The organism is Candidatus Nanosyncoccus alces, from assembly GCF_004138395.1.
Classification (GTDB): Bacteria; Patescibacteriota; Saccharimonadia; order Saccharimonadales; family Saccharimonadaceae; genus Nanosyncoccus; species Nanosyncoccus alces.
On sequence record NZ_PRLM01000003.1, the window covers coordinates 14,522 to 34,874 of the forward strand.

At 42.5% G+C, this 20,353-nt stretch carries 18 protein-coding genes and 5 tRNA genes; 14 read left to right on the forward strand and 9 right to left on the reverse strand.

Features of this window, described 5'->3' with window-relative positions:
- Positions 1–61 precede the first annotated feature (61 nt).
- Together ruvB and G3RUM_RS01580 are read left to right on the forward strand one after the other, a co-directional pair.
- Positions 62–1,081: a Holliday junction branch migration DNA helicase RuvB gene (gene ruvB, locus G3RUM_RS01575; RefSeq protein WP_129734727.1), complete on the forward strand. Its 1,020-nt coding sequence runs from the start codon at positions 62–64 to the stop codon at positions 1,079–1,081.
- Between the two features lie 18 nt (positions 1,082–1,099).
- Positions 1,100–1,687: a PH domain-containing protein gene (locus G3RUM_RS01580; protein ID WP_129734729.1), complete on the forward strand. Its 588-nt coding sequence runs from the start codon at positions 1,100–1,102 to the stop codon at positions 1,685–1,687.
- Positions 1,688–1,693: 6 nt separating this feature from the next.
- Here the strand turns inward: G3RUM_RS01580 and G3RUM_RS01585 are convergent, their stop codons facing one another.
- Positions 1,694–2,083, reverse strand: a complete 390-nt coding sequence (locus G3RUM_RS01585) for a type II secretion system protein (RefSeq protein ID WP_129734731.1) — start codon at positions 2,081–2,083, stop codon at positions 1,694–1,696.
- A gap of 40 nt (positions 2,084–2,123) precedes the next feature.
- Positions 2,124–2,200, reverse strand: a tRNA-Met gene (locus G3RUM_RS01590).
- A 249-nt stretch (positions 2,201–2,449) separates the two neighbouring features.
- Between G3RUM_RS01590 and G3RUM_RS01595 the strand changes: the two genes are divergently transcribed.
- The 4 genes from G3RUM_RS01595 to G3RUM_RS01610 all read left to right on the forward strand — a co-directional run bounded on the left by G3RUM_RS01595 (position 2,450) and on the right by G3RUM_RS01610 (position 6,002).
- Positions 2,450–3,532 carry a GHMP family kinase ATP-binding protein gene (locus G3RUM_RS01595; RefSeq protein WP_129734733.1) on the forward strand — a complete coding sequence of 361 codons (1,083 nt, stop codon included), beginning with the start codon at positions 2,450–2,452 and terminating at the stop codon, positions 3,530–3,532.
- A gap of 13 nt (positions 3,533–3,545) precedes the next feature.
- Entirely contained in the window at positions 3,546–4,112 is a 567-nt protein-coding gene (locus G3RUM_RS01600; RefSeq protein WP_129734735.1) for a non-canonical purine NTP pyrophosphatase, read from the forward strand.
- A 3-nt stretch (positions 4,113–4,115) separates the two neighbouring features.
- Complete coding sequence (gene trpB / locus G3RUM_RS01605; protein WP_129734737.1) at positions 4,116–5,330, forward strand: tryptophan synthase subunit beta; 1,215 nt, start codon at positions 4,116–4,118, stop codon at positions 5,328–5,330.
- Positions 5,331–5,414: 84 nt separating this feature from the next.
- Positions 5,415–6,002 (forward strand): hypothetical protein, encoded by a 588-nt coding sequence (locus tag G3RUM_RS01610; protein ID WP_129734739.1) that lies wholly within the window; start codon positions 5,415–5,417, stop codon positions 6,000–6,002.
- Positions 6,003–6,238: 236 nt separating this feature from the next.
- Here the strand turns inward: G3RUM_RS01610 and G3RUM_RS01615 are convergent.
- Positions 6,239–6,315 (reverse strand) — tRNA-Arg (locus G3RUM_RS01615).
- Between the two features lie 15 nt (positions 6,316–6,330).
- Positions 6,331–6,405, reverse strand: a tRNA-Arg gene (locus G3RUM_RS01620).
- A 92-nt stretch (positions 6,406–6,497) separates the two neighbouring features.
- On the opposite strand from G3RUM_RS01620, the gene G3RUM_RS01625 reads away from it, so the two are divergent.
- From G3RUM_RS01625 to G3RUM_RS01635, 3 genes are all read left to right on the forward strand, one after another.
- On the forward strand, positions 6,498–7,955 hold the full coding sequence (locus G3RUM_RS01625; RefSeq protein ID WP_129734740.1) for a ComEC/Rec2 family competence protein: 1,458 nt from the start codon (positions 6,498–6,500) through the stop codon (positions 7,953–7,955).
- A gap of 12 nt (positions 7,956–7,967) precedes the next feature.
- The gene (locus G3RUM_RS01630; RefSeq protein ID WP_129734742.1) at positions 7,968–8,669 is read left to right on the forward strand and encodes a YebC/PmpR family DNA-binding transcriptional regulator; all 702 of its coding nucleotides are present in this window, start codon (positions 7,968–7,970) and stop codon (positions 8,667–8,669) included.
- 18 nt (positions 8,670–8,687) lie between these two features.
- Positions 8,688–8,773 (forward strand) — tRNA-Ser (locus tag G3RUM_RS01635).
- A 98-nt stretch (positions 8,774–8,871) separates the two neighbouring features.
- Here the strand turns inward: G3RUM_RS01635 and G3RUM_RS01640 are convergent.
- Positions 8,872–11,256 carry an AAA family ATPase gene (locus G3RUM_RS01640; RefSeq protein WP_129734744.1) on the reverse strand — a complete coding sequence of 795 codons (2,385 nt, stop codon included), beginning with the start codon at positions 11,254–11,256 and terminating at the stop codon, positions 8,872–8,874.
- On the reverse strand, positions 11,253–11,633 hold the full coding sequence (locus G3RUM_RS01645) for a hypothetical protein (RefSeq protein ID WP_129734746.1): 381 nt from the start codon (positions 11,631–11,633) through the stop codon (positions 11,253–11,255). The genes G3RUM_RS01640 and G3RUM_RS01645 overlap by 4 nt, the downstream gene beginning before the upstream one ends.
- A 271-nt stretch (positions 11,634–11,904) precedes the next feature.
- On the opposite strand from G3RUM_RS01645, the gene G3RUM_RS01650 reads away from it, so the two are divergent.
- The 5 genes from G3RUM_RS01650 (at position 11,905) to G3RUM_RS01670 (ending at position 16,313) form a co-directional block, all read left to right on the forward strand.
- Positions 11,905–13,527 (forward strand): GspE/PulE family protein, encoded by a 1,623-nt coding sequence (locus G3RUM_RS01650; protein WP_129734748.1) that lies wholly within the window; start codon positions 11,905–11,907, stop codon positions 13,525–13,527.
- An 8-nt stretch (positions 13,528–13,535) separates the two neighbouring features.
- Positions 13,536–14,285, forward strand: coding sequence for a class I SAM-dependent methyltransferase (locus G3RUM_RS01655; protein ID WP_164998331.1), 750 nt, complete (start codon positions 13,536–13,538; stop codon positions 14,283–14,285).
- 22 nt (positions 14,286–14,307) lie between these two features.
- A tRNA-Arg gene (locus G3RUM_RS01660) sits at positions 14,308–14,382 on the forward strand.
- Positions 14,383–14,404: 22 nt separating this feature from the next.
- A complete protein-coding gene (locus G3RUM_RS01665) occupies positions 14,405–15,130 on the forward strand; it encodes an ABC transporter ATP-binding protein (RefSeq protein ID WP_129734752.1) in 726 nt (241 codons plus the stop codon).
- Positions 15,120–16,313, forward strand: coding sequence for an ABC transporter permease (locus tag G3RUM_RS01670; protein WP_164998332.1), 1,194 nt, complete (start codon positions 15,120–15,122; stop codon positions 16,311–16,313). Before G3RUM_RS01665 ends, G3RUM_RS01670 begins: the two co-directional genes overlap by 11 nt.
- Here the strand turns inward: G3RUM_RS01670 and G3RUM_RS01675 are convergent, their stop codons facing one another.
- The 3 genes from G3RUM_RS01675 to G3RUM_RS01685 form a co-directional block, all read right to left on the reverse strand.
- Complete coding sequence (locus tag G3RUM_RS01675; RefSeq protein ID WP_129734756.1) at positions 16,314–17,654, reverse strand: hypothetical protein; 1,341 nt, start codon at positions 17,652–17,654, stop codon at positions 16,314–16,316.
- Positions 17,651–19,729: an efflux RND transporter permease subunit gene (locus G3RUM_RS01680; RefSeq protein ID WP_129734758.1), complete on the reverse strand. Its 2,079-nt coding sequence runs from the start codon at positions 19,727–19,729 to the stop codon at positions 17,651–17,653. Before G3RUM_RS01680 ends, G3RUM_RS01675 begins: the two co-directional genes overlap by 4 nt.
- 75 nt (positions 19,730–19,804) lie before the next feature.
- Positions 19,805–20,353, reverse strand: coding sequence for a TetR/AcrR family transcriptional regulator (locus tag G3RUM_RS01685; RefSeq protein ID WP_164998333.1), 549 nt, complete (start codon positions 20,351–20,353; stop codon positions 19,805–19,807).

Below are 20,353 nucleotides of genomic sequence, written 5' to 3' on the forward strand. Positions count from 1 at the left end.
TAAGACTACTAATGAATGGTTAATTTATAAAGATGTAAGATATATCTGTTATAATAGGGATATGGCAATCGAGAGGTTAGTGGAGCCAACATTGGCGGAAGATAATTCTGAAGAGGAAAAGATTGAGATTTCTTTGCGACCGGTGAGCTTTGAAGAGTATATTGGCCAGGAGCACTTGAAGAACAATATCAAGCTGGCAATAGAGGCTGTAAAAAAGCGGAGCGATGGTTCTACATTGGACCACGTATTATTGTATGGACCGCCTGGATTAGGCAAGACAACAATGGCGGGTGTGATAGCGCACGAACTAGGCGCATCTCTTAGGGTGACTTCGGGTCCAGCAATAGAGCGGGCGGGGGATTTGGCATCTATCCTTACAAATTTAAAAGATGGCGACGTGTTGTTCATTGATGAAATTCATCGGTTGCGTAGGGCAGTGGAAGAGGTGTTATACTCCGCGATGGAAGATTATAAGTTGGACATCGTGATTGGCAAGGGTCCGGCGGCACGTAGTGTGCGGTTAGATTTGCCGAAGTTTACGGTGATAGGAGCTACTACGCGTACAGGGTCGCTTGCAGGGCCACTGAGAGATAGGTTTGGGATAATTCATCGGCTAGAGTATTATAAAGAGTCAGAGATTGAGCAGATTATTAATCGTACCGCGGGGATATTAAATACGAAGATTATGCCGGAGGCGACGGGGCTTCTTGCAGCGCGGTCGCGTTTGACGCCGCGGATTGCGAACCGGATTTTTAAACGTGTGAGAGATTATGCGGACGTGAATGGGGATGGGATCATTGATGTGGCGGTGGCTAAGAGTGCGCTAGATTTGATGGAGATAGACTACTTGGGGTTAGATCCGGCGGATCGTAATATGCTCGAATTGATGTATGAAAATTATGGAGATAGACCGGTAGGGTTAACGACTATAGCGGCGCTCACTGGTGACGAAGCGGCGACGATTGAAGATTACTATGAGCCTTACCTTTTACAGCTTGGACTTTTGGCAAGAACGCCGCGGGGGCGAGTAGTAACCGATAAGGGTAGACGTCATTTACAAGGTCGCAAAAGTAAGGCATAATAGCAGAAAGGAGTTGTGATGGATGAATCTTTGGCGAGAATTAGACATGAACGGAGTAAAAAGGATTTTCCGGGGTTGAGGCTTGAGGATGACGAATATGTGGAGTTCGCTTTCAAGAGAGCGAGAGTTTGTCTTTTGATGATAATTGGTGGGGTGATGTTTGGGCTAATTGTAGTGTTGTTAGCGTTTTTGCTAGTATTGATGGGTCAATCCATGATAGATGAGATGGGGCGGAACTTTTTGTTTATTATCTTGGCGGCATTATTGGCGTCGGCGGTGATAATTGGTGTTGTGTCGCTAGTGGTTTACAATGGTAACCGGTTATTTATTACAAACAGACGAGTAATCCAAATGGTGATGACTTCGCCAGTAGTGAACTCGGTGAATATTATTGATCTTAGTTCGGTGGAAGATGCAAGTTTTCGACAGGAAAATTTATTGCAGAATCTTTTTCATTACGGGACCTTTAGACTGTCTACTGTAGGTGATGAAACTACATATACTTTTAAGTATTCAGATATTTCGGGTGAGGAATTGAAAGCGGTGACGGATTTGATCTCAAATGCGAAAAAACGCGGACGCAAAAAGAAGGAACCAGAAGAATAGTTAAACTTAATTGCGATTGTATTTGATGTAAGCGTCTTCTTTTTCGAGCTCAGCCTTTAAGATGTATTCTTTGCACTTGCCATCGTTGCAGTTGGCCGGTTCATAAGAGTATGAGCTGAGCGGATCGCCAAGGTTGAAACCGAGTGGGTCGGTCCAGAGGGCTGGATCGATGACTTTGATGTTTTCTTCGGAGATTGATTCTGGGTAATAATTGTGATCCTTGTAAAAACTTTCTTCGAGAGCATAGTACATAGCGTTGATGGCGGTTTTGCGATTTTCATCACGTTCCATGGCGTCTATGTTAGATTTCTGAACAAAGAAGAGAATGAGCAAGAGGGAGGCAAAGATTGCAACAATGATGATTTCTAAGATGGTGAAGCCTTTTTTGGATTTCATAGAAGTATTATAGCATAAAAATAAAGACCGAGAGGTCTTTTGGTAGTACCGGGTGGGCTTGAACCACCGACCTTGGGCTTATGAGTCCCACGCTCTAACCAGCTGAGCTACGGTACCATGTTGCGATTATAACATATTTTTTAAATTTGGTATACTCTAGTGGGACAGGTAGCAACTATGCTAAAGGAAGGTGGATTTATTGTACTTTCCGGCAGCCCCCGCTCTCTCTTTCCTCTAGTTATTTTCCAAACTACGATACCTGTTAGTATTATACCACAGATTATGATGGGTCGTTCTCCATTGAACTTTTATTTTTTATCTACGGATATTAGATCATTTTGTCGATATAAGGTATAATTATCCTTGATGAATAAGGGATTGCGGATAATTGATGTTGGTGAGGTGATAGTTGAATTAAAGAAGTCGGCTTCTTGTTCTCCATTTAAAAAAATTGTTATCAAATGCCCATCACGATTAGATGCTGCCTGTACTGACCCGGGGAAGCTATATAGTGTTAGCCCTAAGGACAATATCTACCCGACGGGACAAATTAATTTCTGTGCTAATATTTGCAAGACAATTTCTGTAGAACCAAGGGACGACGATGAGATTTTTATTACGGGGAATTATAGTCGTAAGTCCTTGGTTCGACATGCTGCAATATTGATGCGAAAAGCTTTAGGTGTTTCTACGGGGTTTTCTATTAATGTAGAAACAGACTTAGATTTGAGACATTGCGGATTAGGCTCAAGTGCATCTGCGATTCAGGGTGTTGGGGTGGCAATAAACGAATTATATGGTAAGCCGATAGAACGGATGGAATTGATTAGGTATCTTGCTGGCAATCATGCAGAGGAAATTGATGGGGATGATAGTCATTTAGTATACGTGCAATCGGTTGGAGGTTCTGGAGTTTGCGGGCATTTTAGTGGTGGATTAATTATAATAACAGGCAGAGCAACGCCAATAGTCAAAGTTAATTTGCCGGAGGAGCTTAAAATTGTTTTTGGAGTTCCGAATGAATATTTACATCCAGATGCTAATACATTGATAGCTGACGAAATAGACGCTTCCGAGAATTTCGAAAAAGCCAGTATCGATTTTTCTAGAGAGATTGCTTATAGGCTTTTGAATGAGGCTATCCCGGAATTGCTAGATGGCAATTATAAACCAATGAAAGACTTTATTTTCGATTATCGTTGGGATATGGGTAGTATAAAAAACTGTGCATATGCGTATCCGAAAATTGTTGAGCTTGCGGAAAAAATGCGACCACTTCGTGATGATAAAGATATAGAGTTTATATTTTTATCGACAGCTGGTCCAGGTTTTTGTATCGTAACCAAAAATACGGAAAAAGCCAGAAGTGTTTTTGAAAGTTTGGATATGAAAGTGTATGTCGCCGATATTCATAATGATAAATATAAAATAATTAAGTTAATTAAATGAAAGGAAATAAGACATGATTTATTTAACGTCAAATCCAGACAAAATGCGGGAAGCAAAAGAATTTTTTGAAAAGAAATATGGGATTGAAGTAGAGATATTGAATCCTGATTTTGAGCCAGTAGAGATTCAGGCAACGACTTGTTCGGAGGTTGTCGCATATACCGTCAAAGATGCAGCAGAACGTTTAGGGAAGGCTGTCGTAAAGTCTGATGCTGGATTTTATGCAGACGCTCTGGGGGGACTTCCTGGACCATACAGCAAATATTTCGACAAGCAGATTGGCGTAGAAAAATTTTTGCACATGTTAAAGGATGAAAGTAATCGTAAAGCTAGAATCGAGCACTGTTGGGCGTATTGTGAGCCAGGGGAAGAACCGAAAGTATTTATTGGCGGGAGTGACGGAACTATAGCTACGGAAGAATCTGGCCAGAGTAGTCGGTGGGTCGATAAATTCTTTATACCAGACGGAGAAACCAGAACAATTAGTGCTATCCGTGATGAGAATTATGAGGAATCTAATAAATATTGGGGCGATGCTAAACAGCAATTAGTTAATTATTTACTGAGTAAGGAGAAATAATAAATGAAATATTCCATTAATGATTTTCCTGACAAGAATGGGTTTTACGGAAAATATGGTGGCAGTTTTCTTTCACCAGAAATGAACGAAGAGTTTCAACGGATAAATGATTTTTATCAGAGGATTAGGAATGATGCTGAATTTATTGATGAATTAAAATATATTAGAAAACATTATCAGGGTAGACCGACACCTATTACTTTTGCGAAAAATTTGACCGATAAGTTGGGCGGAGCGGCTATTTATCTAAAGCGTGAAGACTTAAATCATACTGGAGCCCATAAATTAAACCATGCTATGGCGTACGGATTGGTGGCGAAAAAGATGGGCAAAACGAAAATTATCGCCGATACTGGCGCCGGACAACATGGGGTCGCGATGGCTGCTGCAGCTGCGTATTTCGGGATGGAATGCGATATTTATATGGGGAAAATAGATGCAGAAAAAGAGGCTCCGAATGTGGATAGGATGAAAATAATGGGGACGAATGTTATTGTCGTAGAGGATGGAGCGGGTAAATTGATAGATGCTGCCGCTGCATCTTTTGCTGCGTATGAGAAAGATTATGAGCGTTGTTTCTATCCAATAGGTTCAGCGTTGGGCCCAGCTCCGATTCCCCAAATGGTTAGAGATTTTCAGTCTATTGTTGGCAAAGAGGCTCGTGAACAATTTGCTGAAATGACTGACGGGAAGATGCCAAATAAAGTAATTGCTGTAGTCGGAGGTGGTTCAAATGCTATGGGATTATTTAGCGGCTTTATTGATAATGATGATATCGAGTTGCTTGCTGCTGAAGCTTTAGGAAAGATGAGAGAGGGCGAAGAAGAGCGTGTGGGTGAACACGCCGCTACGGCAACATTTGGTGAGTTTAGAACAATGAGCGGTTTTAAGAGCTTGGCTTTAGCGGAAGAAGATGGAACTCCTAAACCGGCTTATTCGGTTGCTTCTGGTCTTGATTATCCAGGATTAGGACCAGAATTAGCATATCTAAAAGAAATAGGCAGAATTAAGTTTAATGCAATAAATGATGAGGAAGCGATTGACGCATTTTATGATCTATCAAAGGCTGAGGGAATAATACCGGCTCTTGAATCATCTCATGCATTGGCGTTGGCTATGAAAATGGCACCGAGCCATCCTGGAGAAACGTTCTTAGTAAATCTTTCTGGACGCGGAGATAAGGATATAGAATTTGTGCTAAATAATTTTGATAAATGATAGGAATATGGTATAATATAAGAGTGGAGTAGGGGCATACTAGGAGCTTAACAATAAAATGATAACATTAGGGGAGGTGATGTTATGTTTAGTCTTGGACAAAAAGTGCCAGAGGGAGTTGTATTTTTTTCTGGCCATCACGGAGCTGGTAAGACATATACGGCAACGGCTATGTTGGATTATTTTGATGCTAAAATCATTGATTGTGGTCCGATAATACGCAATACGTTTGCGGAAAGTGGCTTTAACTCTTTTGGAGGCTGGGTGAAGGATATGGAGCAAAAGTTAGGACAGCGATGGGATGATGAGCTGCTACTCACGGCAATAAAAAATCGCATTGCTTGCGAAAGATTCTTGTTTATTGTTGGTAATAGAGATATAGAGACGATTTTATTTCTTTCAGAGAAATTACCACATAGAAGACCACCCGTTATAATTTACCTAGAAAAACCTACACTTGTTATTAAAAGTGGCTACGAGCTTAGAACCAAGTCGGTTTTAACGGATGGGGAGTTTGAGGCAATTCTGCATTCTGGTCCGGATGCGAAACTTGGACTAGTTAAGGAATATGTCATGAAAAACCCTGACCATTGCAAACTTATTTATGAGGATGACTATAGTAGTTTTTCTATTGACGAGGCGGTTTCATTTGTCAGGACAAAATATCAATAAACTATTCCGCATTTGGCACGGGTTATTCCGTGCCTTTTTGTTCTGATGCACTCATCTCAATATTTATCTGTTCACATAGCTTAGGATCTGGTGGTGTTTTAATCATACAATTTACCCCTGCAAAGTATCTTGTGCTGGTTGAAAAAGCGTATCCCGAGCTAAAAGAGAAATATGATTTGGCTCGAACCGACTTCCAACAGATGAAAAAAGACCTCAAAGAGGACTTAATTTCACAATGGTACACCGGATAGGATTCGAACCTACGACCCTCTGTTCCGAAGACAGATGCTCTAATCCACTGAGCTACCGGTGCAAATTTGGTATATTCTGGTACACCCGACCGGAATCGAACCGATATCATTGGTTCCGGAAACCAACGTTCTATCCGTTGAACTACGGGTGCGTGGGTGAATTATACCATATTTTGAGGTGGTTAGAAAGCGTGAGCGGCACTAGAGAGTTGAAAAAATATGTATTCCGTGGTAGATAGTGCGCATGTTGGAGTTCTTGGGTAGAAGCTTGCACCAATCTTATTTTGTAGTGGTGATGTGCGGAGGCATAGTATTTGGTACGATATTGGCGCTAGTATTCAGGATCAATTATTTTGCGTCGCCAATTTGGATAGGATGTGCGTTGGCATTAATGATATTGGCATACTGTTGGCCAAAAATGGTTTTTGTGGTGATAGCTTTGGTAGCAGGAATGATATTATCTTTTGTAAGAAGTTCTGTGGAGTTAGTGAGTGAAGATTATATCAGGCAGTTTTATGGAAAAGCTGTGATAGTAAGTGGGGTGGTGGATGGCGATCCGGAAACAGACGGTAATGGGACGAAGTTTAAATTAAAAGAGTTAAAATTCGGTGGAGATGAGGGGCATGTGACGGGTGGGAGCTTGTATATTTCGGAGTATAAGAATGAGGACTTGGCGAGAGAAGATAAAATAGTTTTAAATGGAAAATTGATGGAGGGGTTTGGGACTTACGCGGGATATATGTATAAGCCTGAGATAAAGAGTTGGCTGAGGCCAGAGCCGGGTGATTTGATACTAAAAGTGCGGAACTGGTTTGCAATGAGGGTCGAAAGCTTGATACCAGAGCCGCAAGTGAGACTGGGGCTGTCATATCTCTTGGGGATGAAGTCCGGTTTGCCGGATGATTTGGACGAGAATTTGCGAGTGGTTGGGCTAGTGCACATAGTGGTAGCGAGTGGGGCGCATTTGTCTATTTTGGTCGGGATAGCGCGTAAGTTTTTTGGGAGGTTATCGCGATTTAGTGGGTTGATATTCTCAATTTTGTTTGTAGTGTTTTTTATGGTAATGGTAGGTTGGACGCCGTCAATTATGCGGGCAGGGATTATGACAATTTTAACTCTGCTGGCATGGTATGTGGGGAGAAAGATCGAGCCGTGGCGAATAATTTTGTTGGTGGCGGCAGGAACTTTGTTGGTTAATCCGATGTTTATAATTAATCTTGGGTGGCTGTTGTCGTTTGCGAGTTTTGCAGGGATTATGATTTTGGGGCCGAAGTTTACGAAGTTTTGTTATGGCGGGAAGAAACCTGGATTTGTGGCGGGAACAATAATTACTACAGTAGCAGCAACAGTAATGACCTTGCCGATAGTTTTGTATTATTATGGCACGATATCTTTGATTAGTGTGATAGCAAATCTTTTGATTTTGCCAACTTTACCGTATGCGATGGGGTTGGTGTTTTTAACTGGTGTGGTGGCAGGGCTACCTGGTGTAGAGACGGTTGTGGCATTTGTGGCGACGAAGCTACTGGATTTTCATATTGTAGTAGTGGAGTTTTTTGGTGAAATGAAAAGTTTTATGGTAGAGATAGAGCCGTATCAGGCGTGGGTATTTGGGATTTATTTTTTAATATTTGTCCCCTTGTTAATTGGACTTTTGTGGAGAAAAATGGTAAAATTAAGGGAAGCAAAAATACTAATTTAAGTTGGAGAGAATATGTCTGGACATAGTAAGTGGGCGACGACTAAGAGGCAAAAGGCAGTAGTTGACGCCAAACGCGGGGCGCTTTTTACGAAAATTGGTAATCAGATTGCAATTGCGGCGAGGCAGGGTACTGATCCGGCGATGAATCCTTCTCTTGCAATGGTGCTAGAAAAGGCACGACATGCGAATATGCCAAAGGCGAATATTGAGCGGGCGATTGCGCGAGCGGCGGACAAGTCGGCAGCGGCGTTGATTGAGGAAGTTTATGAGGCGTATGGTCCTGGTGGAGTAGGTATAGTGATAGAGGTGGCGACGGATAACAAAAACCGCACAATGCCAGAGGTGCGTCATACTTTGGATAAGTCTGGTGGGCGGATGGCAGATCCGGGTTCGGTGATGTTCCAGTTTACTAGAAAAGGCGTGATTGAGATTTCGGAGAAGGGTGAAGATGCTTTGATGATAGCGTTAGAGGCGGGGGCAGAAGATGCTACTGAAGAAGACGAAGGAATTGTGATTTATACTGCTTCTTCGGATTTGATGAAGGTGCGAAAGGCTTTGGCGGATGCAGGTTTGACAGTGACTTCGGCGGAACTACAATATGTGCCAAATAATTATGTGCCGGTAGAAGGTGAAAATGCCGAGAAATTGGAAAAGTTGTTGGGCGCAATAGATGATCTTGATGATGTGACGAACGTCTATACGAATGCAGAGTAATATGTTATAATAGTTGGTGGAAAGGTGGCCGAGTGGTTGAAGGCACTGGTCTTGAAAACCAGAGACGGAAACGTCCGCAGGTTCGAATCCTGTCCTTTCCGCCACATTTGAGTGTGCATATAGAATGCGGATTCGAATCTTTGATGCGAATCCTGTCCTTTCCGCCAAGATATGATCGCCGGTTTTGGCGGTTTTTTATTGTCTAGCTGATTTTGATTTCGTTTGGAGTAATATGGAGCGTAGAGCCAGGGGTGGCGTGGCCAGAAAGGATGGCGGCAGCCACAATATTTTCGACAGTTTTTTGGACGATGCGGCGCATTGGACGGGCGCCCATTTTGGGATCATAGCCTTTATCGATTAGGATTTGTTTAGCGGCGGGGTCTACCACTACGGAGATTTTTTGTGGCTCTAAGGTCCTGTTGGTGGAAGCAATGATTAAGTCTAGTACACTGACTAGGTCTTCTTTAGATAATGGTTTGAACAGACAGATTTCGTCGAAGCGGTTTAAGAATTCTGGTTTGAATTCATTACTGGAAATGAGGTTTTCAATGAATTCTTCTTTAAAGTCATCAATTTTGGCGCCGGAAGCGATTTTTTCGCGAATCTCATTGGCCCCGGCATTGGAAGTTGCGATAATGATACTATCGCGGAAGCTGATTTCGCGGTTCTTTTCGTCGCGGAGAATGCCCTCGTCTAATACTTGAAGTAAAGTGGTAAGCACGGACGGATGAGCTTTTTCAATTTCGTCTAATAAGATTACTGAAAATGGCTGTTTGGAGACTTGGGCAGTGAGACTGAGACCATCTTCGGCGCCGTCTTTGATGAGACGCGAGACGTCGGCGGCGGAAACAAATTCGTTCATATCTAGACGGATGATGTTGTCTTCGCCATTGAAGTAGACTTCGGATAGGCTTTTGGCGAGTTCGGTTTTGCCGACACCGGTGGGACCGAGGAAAAGGAAGGTGCCAATAGGCCGGCCAGCGTGTTTTACACCAGCGCCAGCGCGACGTAAAGCGTTGGCAACGGCAGAGACGGCTTCGGTTTGGTCTATCATGCGTTCGTGAATGAGGGCTTCTAGATTTAACAACTTGTTGCGGTCACTTTCATCCGAAGCAACTCTGACTTTGACTCCGTAGGATTTTTCTACGGCAGTTTGAACAGAGAGGGCAGTGACTAAGTTGCCTTCAGCGTAGCTAGTGGCACTTTCTAATAGTAGTTTAGCTTTGCCGGGCATTTCTACGTCGTGGATGTATTGTTCGCTTAGACGATAGGCTTCAGTGAGGGCGCGATAGGTGTAGATCACATTTTTTTGATATTCGAGAAGCGGGACTTGATCCATTAAGATTTTTAAGGTTTCTTCACGATTGGACGGTGAGACCATGATTTTGTTCAAAGAGTTAGCTAGGGTAGAATTTTTAGAGGAGATTTCTAAGAATTTCTGATCATCCATGATTAGGATCATGCGAATGTGTCCGGCTTCTAGGATGGGAGTTAACAAATTAGCGATATCTACAGAACCAGGCCCTTCTTCAAAGAAAAGATGGGCGTTATCTAGACAGAGGATGATGTTTTTGGCGGAATAGATTTCATTAAAGATATTGACCATTAGATATTCAAGCTCGCTGCTGTCTTTGGCGGCGGAAATTAAACTCGGTGCGTCTAAAGAGTAAATTTGACGGTATTTGAGTGAATGAGGGATTTTGCTGTCGGCATTCATTAGAGTTTCGGCGAGAGCGTTGACAATTGTAGAGCGACCACTACCGTAAGCGCCGATTAAAGCGACGTTTTGTCGGCCGCCGTGAGTAAAGGTTTCGATAATTTGACCGATGATTTTGGTATGGTCGGCCATTTGGAGTTTGGTGTGGGCGCCAGAATAACGTTCTGATAGGTTGATGGCGAAACGTTGCAACGTAGGGGTATAACCGAAAGCGAAGTCGCGTGCGATTCCTCCGGAGTGGATTGGTTTTTTGCTGTTTTTTACCATGCCGTTGAGATAATTGAACCAAATGATTCCTTGATGCAAGTCTGTTATAGTGAGTTGGAATTGGTTAAGAAGCAATTCGTAATTTGGTACGCTAGAAATAATGGCTACGGCCAGTACAGCTCCGGTGATTTCCTCAGAGTTGGTAGTTTCGCAAATGTGACGTGCGGTTTCATAAATGGGTTCAGGAGTGGCAGGAAGGAAGTTGGCAATTTCATTGAAAAAGGGAGTTGGCAAGTTAAAACGAGCCATGATAAAAGCGCCGCTTCTAGTTTTTGGTAAGATCTGGGTGAGATCCGCAGGAGAAGAATTTTTGGTGATGAGCAGAAGTAAATCTTCGGAAATTAGGTCGGTGAAGTTGTCGGTTTTGCCAATTGGTATGTCAACAAGGTCGTTTTTAATCCAGAAGATTAGCATGGCAGGCAGAGAAGAAAAACCGATTAAAGTCCAACTAATGGAGTTTTGGAAATATAATAGCGCAATGCCTCCGAAGAGTAGAGCAATAAATACTACAAGAGTGAGCGCAAGCATTGGTGAGTTGTTTAGCGCGTGTTTTTGGTGGGCTTTTCTGACGCGGGGATTTTGAGGATCAAAAGAATTTTTCATATGGTAAGTCCTGTGGTGCTTAAAATAATACCGACGATGGGTAGCAGAGGGATTAAAGGCCAAAGTATTATAAATATAAGGCTAAAGACACTACCGATTATGATGATAAATGTACCAGCGAGCAATAAAACTAGGCGGGAAATAAAACCAATGAAGCGTGACACTAGCCGGTCTATAAACATGTGGAATTTAATATCTAGTGAGGCGGTACTAGAAGCGGATGCGGCGGAGATTTGGCGATAAGGTTTAAAAAGAGTACGAATTAGAGAATCCATAGAAAAGAAATCAGTGACACTAGAGAGAAAGGCGTGAGCTTTTGTAATGAAAATCCGCCACCCGCGAGAATACCACCAGAAAAACATTTCGGTAATAGCCATAAGGATATTATAGCATAATAAATGCGCTATCATGATAAGAGGTGTGGCGCATTAAAGTTTTTGAGGTATTAGTAATTTGCGAGAAATGTGTTATAATGTAGGTATGGCAAGAAAATTCAAAATGCGTCCGGTAGCGAAACAGAATCGGAACAATAATCACAAACACAGCGATAAGCGTAAACATCCACGTTTGAAGAATGGTCGCTAGAGAGCCTTCAGGGGCTCTTTTTTTGTTGTGCTATGTGTTTAAGCTTATGGTATAATAATAGTTATGGACGAGAGTGATATTCAGTTGAAGCGACGCGAAAATGAAGAGCAGGCGACTGCGCAGCGGGCGCGGATATTGGGTCTGCCTTATCTGGATACACGTGAGTTTGAAAATGAGATTCCGTTGGTGCCGGACCTTTTAAATGTACAAGAAATGCATCAAAATTTTATTATTCCTTTGCAACGAGGTGGTGGCGAAGAGCATTATCAGTTTATGGTTACGAGTCAGACTCCGCGGACCTTGATTGAAAAAATGCAACGGGAGTACAATGATGAGGGCGAACGTACGGACTTTTTCTTGATTTCTAATTCTGCCTACAAGGTGTTTATGTTGAGATATGATCCGCCGAAAGTGATACAATATGATGATATTAAAATTGCGGGTGAAGGCGATTCGGAAACTATTGCTAGCGTATCCAAGACTCTTAGTACGGTATCTACGGAAAAAGTGTTTGATTTTTTGCTAGACCAGGCGGATAAGTTGGGCGCTTCGGATATTCATATTGAAAATATGCGTGACGAAATTCGGATTCGGATGCGGGTGGATGGGCTGCTTCATCCAGTAGCGAATATTGACAAGGATAGGTATCGGATATTTATGGGAGAACTGAGCTCTCGGGCTAATGTTTCTACGGCATCCAATAAGCCGCAGTCCGGACATATGCAAAAAGAAATCCATCGTGAAGGTGCGACACATTTGCTAAATATTCGTGTGGAAACTATCCCGACAATGTATGGGCAGGATGCGGTGCTAAGGTTATTTAACTTCGATGAGAGTTTATTAAATTTGGATTTGCTCGGTTTGTCTAGAGAAGAGCGAGCAGAAATAGACGAAGTGGTTTCGCATCCGCGAGGATTAGTGCTGATGGTGGGGCCGACGGGTTCTGGTAAGTCTACTACTTTGTATTCGATGTTGAACGCCTTGAACACTTCGGACAAAAAGATTATTACTTTGGAGGATCCGATAGAATATGGTATCACGGGGATTTCGCAGATTCCGGTGAACACAAATGCGGGTGGGTCGTTTGCGGATGGTCTACGCTCGGTGCTAAGGTTGGACCCAGACGTGGTGATGGTGGGCGAGATACGCGATGCGGATACGGCTAAGACTGCCATTCAGGCGTCTATTACTGGGCACTTGGTGTTGTCTTCTTTTCATGCGAATTCTACTAGCGCAGCGTTTTCTAGGATGATAGATTTGATTGGCGTGAATCCGATTTTTGCAAGTTCGATTCGTTTAATAATAGCACAGCGGTTGGTTCGGAAACTTTCTAATGCAAAGAAGGCGCGGCCGGCTACGGAGGCAGAGCGAGACTACATTAAGAAGGTGATGTCGGGTGTAGATAGTGATATATTGTCTGATTTTGATATGGAGAGCCCACTATTATATGATCCGGTGCCTACTAGTGAGGACCCGTTTGGATATAAAGGCCGCACAGTGATAATGGAACAGTTGGTAGTAAGTGATGATATTCAAGCGTTTATTCGGGGGGATGTTGCTGATGTTAATACGAAAGCGATTGAAGAGACGGCGAAACGAAATGGAATGCTCACCTTGGAACAAAAAGGGGTGTTGGCAGTACTTCGTGGCGAGACGACTTTAGAAGAAGTTTCGCGTGTGATATAATGGTGGCTATGAGTGAAAAAGTTATTTCGGACTATAATGGTTACGATTATAAAAAAATCTTTTGGGAAGATGCGGATCGCGAATACGAAGATCAGGCAGATCGAATGGCGATACGAAAGTTGTTGCCAAAGCGGATGGAAAAATTTGCGGATATTGGTGGCGGTTATGGTAGACTAGCGAATGAGTATTTGAGGCGAGCGCGCAAGGTATATCTTTTTGATTATTCCAAAACGGAACTAGAACAAGCGAAAGAGATTTACGGTGATAAGATTGAGACTAAAGCTGGCGACATTTATGAATTGCCGTTTAAGGACAATGAATTAGATGGTTTATTGATGGTACGGGTAACTCATCACTTGAAGAATATGGACAAGGCAATAGCAGAACTTTATCGTGTGTTAAAGCCGGGTGGCGTAGCCGTGATAGAAGTAGCGAATAAACGGACTTTACCAAAGATGGCGCGGTATGTGACTGGGCGTAGCAAGGTGAATCCATTTGACAGGAAAGTAGCAAATTACAAGAATATATCTAAAGATGGATTTTACAACTATCATCCGAAGTATGTGGAAGAGATTTTTGCGAAAACTGGGTTTAAAACGGAAAAAGTACTGTCAGTGTCTAATTTTCGTAGCAAAGGTTTGAAAAAGATATTCGGTACGAAGAATTTGGTAAAGATGGAAGATTCGGCGCAGCAGTTGCTAGCAGGTGTGAGGTTTGCGCCATCTATCTATTATAAGTTGAGAAAACCGGAAGAATAGGATATAATATAGAAAGTTGGACGGGGCCGTCGTTCAACGGATAGGACATATCCCCTCTAAGGATACAATGGTGGTTCGATTCCACCCGGCCTCGCCATTTTTTGTGTTAAAATAGAGATATGAAAAATATTGTCGAGGTAAACCATTTTAAAATGGTTTTTGGGGACAAAACAGTTATCCAAGACCTGAATTTTGAAGTAAAGAAGGGGGAAATATTTGGACTTTTGGGTGCAAATGGGTCGGGGAAAACTACGACGATTCGGGCGTTGCTAGGATTATATGCGCCAACGAGTGGGGAACTTTTAGTTGATGGCAAAGGATATAAACCAGAAGATACAGAAATAAAGGTAGGGTATTTGCCGGAAGAGCGGGGACTTTATCGTAAAGAAAATGTAATAGATACGATGGTATATTTTGGCGAGTTGAAGGGCGTGAAAGACCCATATGGCTGGGCGATGAAGTATCTGAAACGAGTAGGGCTAGAAGATAAAGCGAAAATGCGGGTAGAAAAACTGTCTGGCGGGCAGCAGCAGAAGATCCAGTTGGGCATTACTATCATGGATAATCCGAAACTTTTGATTTTGGACGAGCCAACGAAAGGATTTGACCCGATGAACCGTAAACTCTTGATGGAAATAATTGAAGAGCACCATAAGAAGGGTGCGGCAATAGTTATGATTACACATTACATGGATGAAGTGGAGAGATTGTGTGATAGGGCTTTGCTTTTGAAAGATGGTACAGCTAGGGCGTATGGCACGATTAGCGAAATTAGAAAAGAATTTGGCGGGAAGAGCTTAGATGAAATTTTTGTGAAGGTTTATGGAGACCAAAATGAGCAGTAGTAAAGCAATTTTAAAAGTTTTTAAATTTGAGTTTTTACGGCAAGTGAGAAAGCCAGCGTTTTGGGCGGCGACACTTTTGATTCCTTTATTAATTGGCGGGATATATTTGATTAGTTTTATTTCGTCACAAGGGGTGGACACAGAACCGACGCTAGACGAAAATACTAAAGTGGCGATTACGGACGAAGCGGGAATTTTCTCGGCGGGGATGCCGTTTGTAATTGATGGCGATAAAGAAGTTGGCGTGGAGATGGTGAAAAATGGGGAGGTGGATTTATATTTTTATATTCCGGCAGATTTTGCGGAAAGTAAAAAAGCGGAATTTTATCATATATCCGAAGGGCTGGAAATATTTAATTACGATGGTAATATCTTAAAAGGACTACTGTCAAATGATGCGGTAAGCAGAGTGGGCGAGCTAGACGCACTAGCTCTCACAGGACAATATGAGATAGTGGATAATAAATTAACTGGCGCTGGCGAAGATGCGAATGCTTTAGGCAAAGCGATAATTCCGTTTTTCATTGGGATATTGTTTTTTATGTTTGTGGCGCTGTGTGGTAATAGGTTTTTGATGACGGTAGTGGAAGAAAAAGAAAACCGGATTAGTGAGATGATTTTGACGTCGGTGTCGTCTAAGCATTTGATTGTAGGAAAAATATTGGCAATGTTGGCACTAGGTATGATACAAGTGGTGGCGATAGCGGTGCCGGTGTTACTTCTGGTTTTCTTTAACCGTAATAACTCATTGGTGGGGCCGATTTTGGCAATGATTGAAATTGACCCGGCGATGATAATTTTGAGTATATTATTATTTGCGGTATCGGCGGTGTTTTACGCGGGGGTTTGTACTTTTGTGGGGTCTTTGGTATCCACAGCGCGGGATGCATCGCAATTTATTGGGCCGGCAATTATTGCAATGGTGATGCCGTTATACTTTATGCAAATGTTTATGATGACTGAACCGAGTGTGGTGGTGCAGATTATGACTTATTTCCCGTTTACGGCACCGGTGGCGTTGATGCTAAGAAGTGGGTTTGGCACGATATCGGTATGGGAATATTGCATTGGGCTAGTAGTGGTGGCAGTATCTTCGGTAATAGCGATAAAGTTTGCGGTAGTTACATTTCAAAAGAATGCAATTAATTTTTCTATTGCCAAGCCGAAGTTTTTGAAGAAATAATTATTTGATAGATGGGGTTTTGAAGATAAGCTTAGTGTGAGCTTTGTAATTTTGAGCGGCGGTAACGGTTTGGCGGAAATTGTAAAGGAAGGAATTAAGATCTTGGTTAGCGAAATTGACTAGCTTATCAATACCTTGGGTTTTGAAGGTAGTGAGACCGGATTGCAAAGTTTGGCTGCCGGTAGCGAGTTGGTTTGCGCCAACGGCTAGATTATCGATACCGATTTTGAGTTCGGCGGTGCCAGCAGCAAGATTGGTGGCACCGGTGGATAGGTCGTTGGCACCATTAGCTAAAGCTTCAATATTGCCAGTGTAGGTAGTGACGGCAGTGTTGATCTTGTTGTAATATTCTACAATTGGTGCGGTAAGCTCAGCGACAAGAGTTGGATCTACATCATATTTTGCGATGATACTTTCGGCGGTGGCAGTAACTTGGTTTACTGCGCTATAGGCTTTGGCTAATATTTCGTTGTCAAAAGCAACGAGCGAATTTAGGCCATCGGAAAGCTTAGCGGCACCGGTAGCGAGATCATTGGCGCCGGTATTTAGGGAAGTGGCGCCGGCTTGAAGCTTAGTAATGCCGGCGGTAAGCGCACCAAGACCATTATTTAGATCGTTGGTACCGGCGATAATTTGATCTAGACTGTTGCCTAATTCGTTTACGGAATTAATTAGGTTATCAATAGAATTAATTTTGCTGGTGTCAATTTCGGCAAAAAGTTCGTTGGTGGCAAAACTATAGACGGTGCCAAGTTCAAAATTGGTAGTGTCGGCTTCTATAGTGAAAGTATCTGGCAAGAAGTCAGTATTAAAATCTTGATTGAGACCAGCAAAGGTGTAGCCGAGTAAAGTGATGTTATCGCTTTCGGAAATGATTTTGCCGTTGTCAATTTTGACGTTATTAAATTTGGCACTATCTAAACTGAGACCAGTGACGGTGAGAAATGGAACGAGTTTGTTTTGATAAGTAGAAGTAGCAGAAAAACTATAGGTGATTTTGATGTGGCCGGATTTGCTAGCGAGATCATCGGCAGAGAGTTCGGCGCCATCTAAGAAATAATGGATTTTCATCTCTACGGGCAAGGTTTCATCTTCGGCGAGAGTGTTACCGACAAAAGTTTTGTTAGTAGTGCCGGTGGTGTCCGTAATGACGTAAGTGTTGGATTTTTCGGAAACTATTTTTTTGATGTTGTCGGTAGCGAGATCAGTACTAGTAGTGATGAGATTTTGTGGTGTGTTGTCGGTTTCAGCGGAGCTAGTGCTACCGATGGCTAAAGTGGCGACACTACTTAATAGCAAAGTAGTGATTAAAGTTGACGCGAAAATTAAAGGTTTTTTCATTTGGTGGATCCTTTCGTTAATTTTTTCATGCCTAGAGTGGTGCGAATAATCAAGGGGTCGGCGAGAATAAGTAGTGATGGTAAGAAGGTGGGGACAACGAAGATACTGATAATAGCGCCACGGGCCATTAGCATACACATGGAAGAAATCATGTCAGCTTGAGAGTAGACAGCTACGCCAATAGTGGCGGCGAATAATACGGCACCAGAAACGATGATGGAAGGCAAAGAAGTCTTGATAGAAATTTTGGCGGCTTCTCGTTTGTTGCGACCGGCCAGGCGTTCACGATTATAACGCGTAGTCATGAGAATTGCGTAATCTACAGTAGCACCGAGTTGGATAGTGCTGATACAAATTGGCGTGATGAATGAAAGTTCGGTGCCGGTAAAATAGCAAAGACCAAGATTGATGAAAATAGCGGATTCAATCACGGCGATTAAAATAAACGGTAAAGAAATGCTGCGAGTAACAATGGCGATAATAATGAAGATGGCGATGATAGAGATGGTATTAACTACTTGGAAATCTACAGAAGTGAGGTTGATCATATCCTGGGTGAGGCTGGATTCGCCAACTAAAAGAGCATCTTCGTCGTAAGTTTTGATAGTTTGATTGATGCTTTGAATTTGCTCGGCGATTTCGGGTGTGGCGGTTTGATATTCGGAAATGACGAGGGTAAGTTTGTAGTTTTCGCTTTTTAGGATGTCGGTGAGTTCAGAAGGTAAGATTTCGGCGGGGATTTGATCGCCGATAACGCTTTCTAGATTTAAGACGGATTTGACACCAGCGATGTTTTTAAGCTCATTTGTCATTTGGATAGCGGAGTTAGTATCTAGATTGGCATCGGATAAAATCATATGGACGTTTTGCAGGCCGAAATTTTCGCTAAGTTTTTGGTTGGCGATGGCAAATGGCATATCGCTAGGTAAACTATCGCTGATGGTATAGTAAACATTTTCGTTGGTTTTTTGATAGCCGTAAAGAAATGGTGGGATGATAGCTACAAAGAGGATTAAGAAGACAGGGAAGAACTTAACGATTTTGTTACTGAGCTTGGTAAAATCTGGCAAAATGGATTTGTGATCTAGGTGGCGTAAAGTTTTATCAAAGGTAAGGATAAGAGCAGGTAAAACGGTAACGCTACCAAGTACGCCTAGGATAACGCCTTTGGCCATGACAATGCCGAGATCTAGACCAAGAGTAAAAGTCATAAAACAAAGGGCGATAAAGCCGGCTACAGTAGTGGCAGAAGAACCAAAGACGGAACTAAGAGTGGCTTTGATAGCGTTTGCCATAGCATGGTCGGGATTATTGGTGGTAGCGAGATGTTCACGGTAAGAGTGCCAAAGGAAAATAGAATAATCCATTGTAACGGCAAGTTGCAGAATGGCAGAAAGAGCTTTAGTGATGTAAGAAATTTCGCCTAAGAAAAGGTTGGTGCCGAGATTGTATAAAATCATTACGCCGATGCTGACAAGGAAAAGAACGGGTGCGAGCCAGTTGTCTAGCAAAAGTAGCATTACGATAAGGGCGAGTGTGACGGCGATGATAATGTAAAAGAGTTCTTCGTTGCCGGAGAGTTCGCGTAGGTCGGTAGTGAAAGCGGACATGCCGGAGACGTAAGCTTTGTCGTCCACGATGGTGCGAATATCTTTGATAGCGGCGATGGTTTCTTCAGCGGAAGAAGATGTGTCAAAGAAAACGGCGACGAGAGACTCGTCATCTTTATGAAAAGTATTGTAGATATTGTCAGGTAGGAATTCGGCAGGTAAGCCAGCGTTTTCAATGGTGCCGAGGCCAAGCACGGTATCAACGTGATTGACATTTTTGATTGCGGTTTCAAGGTTGGCTTCTTTAGAATTCGTGAGGCCTTCGGTGATAATCATCGAAAAGGCGCCTTTGCCGAATTCGTCCATTAGTTTTTCCTGACCGATGACGGTTTCCATACTGTCTGGCAGGTAATTTAGCATATCGTAATTGACACGAGTGTTAAACATGCCAATTAACGCTGGAATTATTAATATTACAGCGAGAGCCAAAATAAATTTGCGGTATTTTACAACGAATTTTCCCATAAAAACCTATATATTATATATGGTGATTGTATCTGTTAAACAGGGGAAAATCAATAGACATTTTTGGACACGTGCCTAAAAATGGTACAGATTACTAAGAATTTTGATTTTTTCGGTGACGTTTTCGGGCATATCGTGGTTAATCCAATCAATGACGAAACCAAAGCATTCAAATTTTAAGAAATCCTTAACAATTTCGCGTTCTTCAGGAGTGCTGATTGGTAAAAGTTCGGGCGGAACAGAGTTTAGATAAGCATTGACAGAGTATTCGCAAACGTGCCAAAGGTGGCGTTCGAAGATAGCACGGTTAGTGGAGTGGTAAATATGATTGATGGCTTGTTTGTTTTCGCGAGCGAAATTTAGGGCAGCGATAAAACAATCTTCTAGAGAGTTGATTTTGGGTGGGTGTTTGGCGATTAGATTGTCAACGTTATTTTTGATGACATATTCAATTAGGTCGGCGACGTTACCAAAATGATAGTAAAAAGTGTTGCGATTGACGCCGCAAGTTCTGGTAATATCTTTGATAGAAATTTCGTTTAGTGGGCAGGCGTTCAAAAGAAAGAGAAAAGTAGAAGCGATTTCCTCTTTGGTTTGATCGGATTTGGATTTGAGTTTTGGCAT

What these genes read in the sequence shown, in the direction of transcription:
- G3RUM_RS01675 (WP_129734756.1), bottom strand. Translation starts at nt 17,654, where the DNA reads ATGAAAAAACCTTTAATTTTCGCGTCAACTTTAATCACTACTTTGCTA.
- G3RUM_RS01585 (WP_129734731.1), bottom strand. Translation starts at nt 2,083, where the DNA reads ATGAAATCCAAAAAAGGCTTCACCATCTTAGAAATCATCATTGTTGCA.
- G3RUM_RS01630 (WP_129734742.1), top strand. Translation starts at nt 7,968, where the DNA reads ATGTCTGGACATAGTAAGTGGGCGACGACTAAGAGGCAAAAGGCAGTA.
- G3RUM_RS01645 (WP_129734746.1), bottom strand. Translation starts at nt 11,633, where the DNA reads ATGGCTATTACCGAAATGTTTTTCTGGTGGTATTCTCGCGGGTGGCGG.
- G3RUM_RS01595 (WP_129734733.1), top strand. Translation starts at nt 2,450, where the DNA reads ATGAATAAGGGATTGCGGATAATTGATGTTGGTGAGGTGATAGTTGAA.
- G3RUM_RS01580 (WP_129734729.1), top strand. Translation starts at nt 1,100, where the DNA reads ATGGATGAATCTTTGGCGAGAATTAGACATGAACGGAGTAAAAAGGAT.
- G3RUM_RS01640 (WP_129734744.1), bottom strand. Translation starts at nt 11,256, where the DNA reads ATGAAAAATTCTTTTGATCCTCAAAATCCCCGCGTCAGAAAAGCCCAC.
- G3RUM_RS01610 (WP_129734739.1), top strand. Translation starts at nt 5,415, where the DNA reads ATGTTTAGTCTTGGACAAAAAGTGCCAGAGGGAGTTGTATTTTTTTCT.
- G3RUM_RS01650 (WP_129734748.1), top strand. Translation starts at nt 11,905, where the DNA reads ATGGACGAGAGTGATATTCAGTTGAAGCGACGCGAAAATGAAGAGCAG.
- G3RUM_RS01625 (WP_129734740.1), top strand. Translation starts at nt 6,498, where the DNA reads ATGTTGGAGTTCTTGGGTAGAAGCTTGCACCAATCTTATTTTGTAGTG.
- G3RUM_RS01600 (WP_129734735.1), top strand. Translation starts at nt 3,546, where the DNA reads ATGATTTATTTAACGTCAAATCCAGACAAAATGCGGGAAGCAAAAGAA.
- G3RUM_RS01665 (WP_129734752.1), top strand. Translation starts at nt 14,405, where the DNA reads ATGAAAAATATTGTCGAGGTAAACCATTTTAAAATGGTTTTTGGGGAC.
- G3RUM_RS01670 (WP_164998332.1), top strand. Translation starts at nt 15,120, where the DNA reads ATGAGCAGTAGTAAAGCAATTTTAAAAGTTTTTAAATTTGAGTTTTTA.
- G3RUM_RS01680 (WP_129734758.1), bottom strand. Translation starts at nt 19,729, where the DNA reads ATGGGAAAATTCGTTGTAAAATACCGCAAATTTATTTTGGCTCTCGCT.
- trpB (WP_129734737.1), top strand. Translation starts at nt 4,116, where the DNA reads ATGAAATATTCCATTAATGATTTTCCTGACAAGAATGGGTTTTACGGA.
- ruvB (WP_129734727.1), top strand. Translation starts at nt 62, where the DNA reads ATGGCAATCGAGAGGTTAGTGGAGCCAACATTGGCGGAAGATAATTCT.
- G3RUM_RS01655 (WP_164998331.1), top strand. Translation starts at nt 13,536, where the DNA reads ATGAGTGAAAAAGTTATTTCGGACTATAATGGTTACGATTATAAAAAA.
- G3RUM_RS01685 (WP_164998333.1), bottom strand. Translation starts at nt 20,353, where the DNA reads ATGCCAAAACTCAAATCCAAATCCGATCAAACCAAAGAGGAAATCGCT.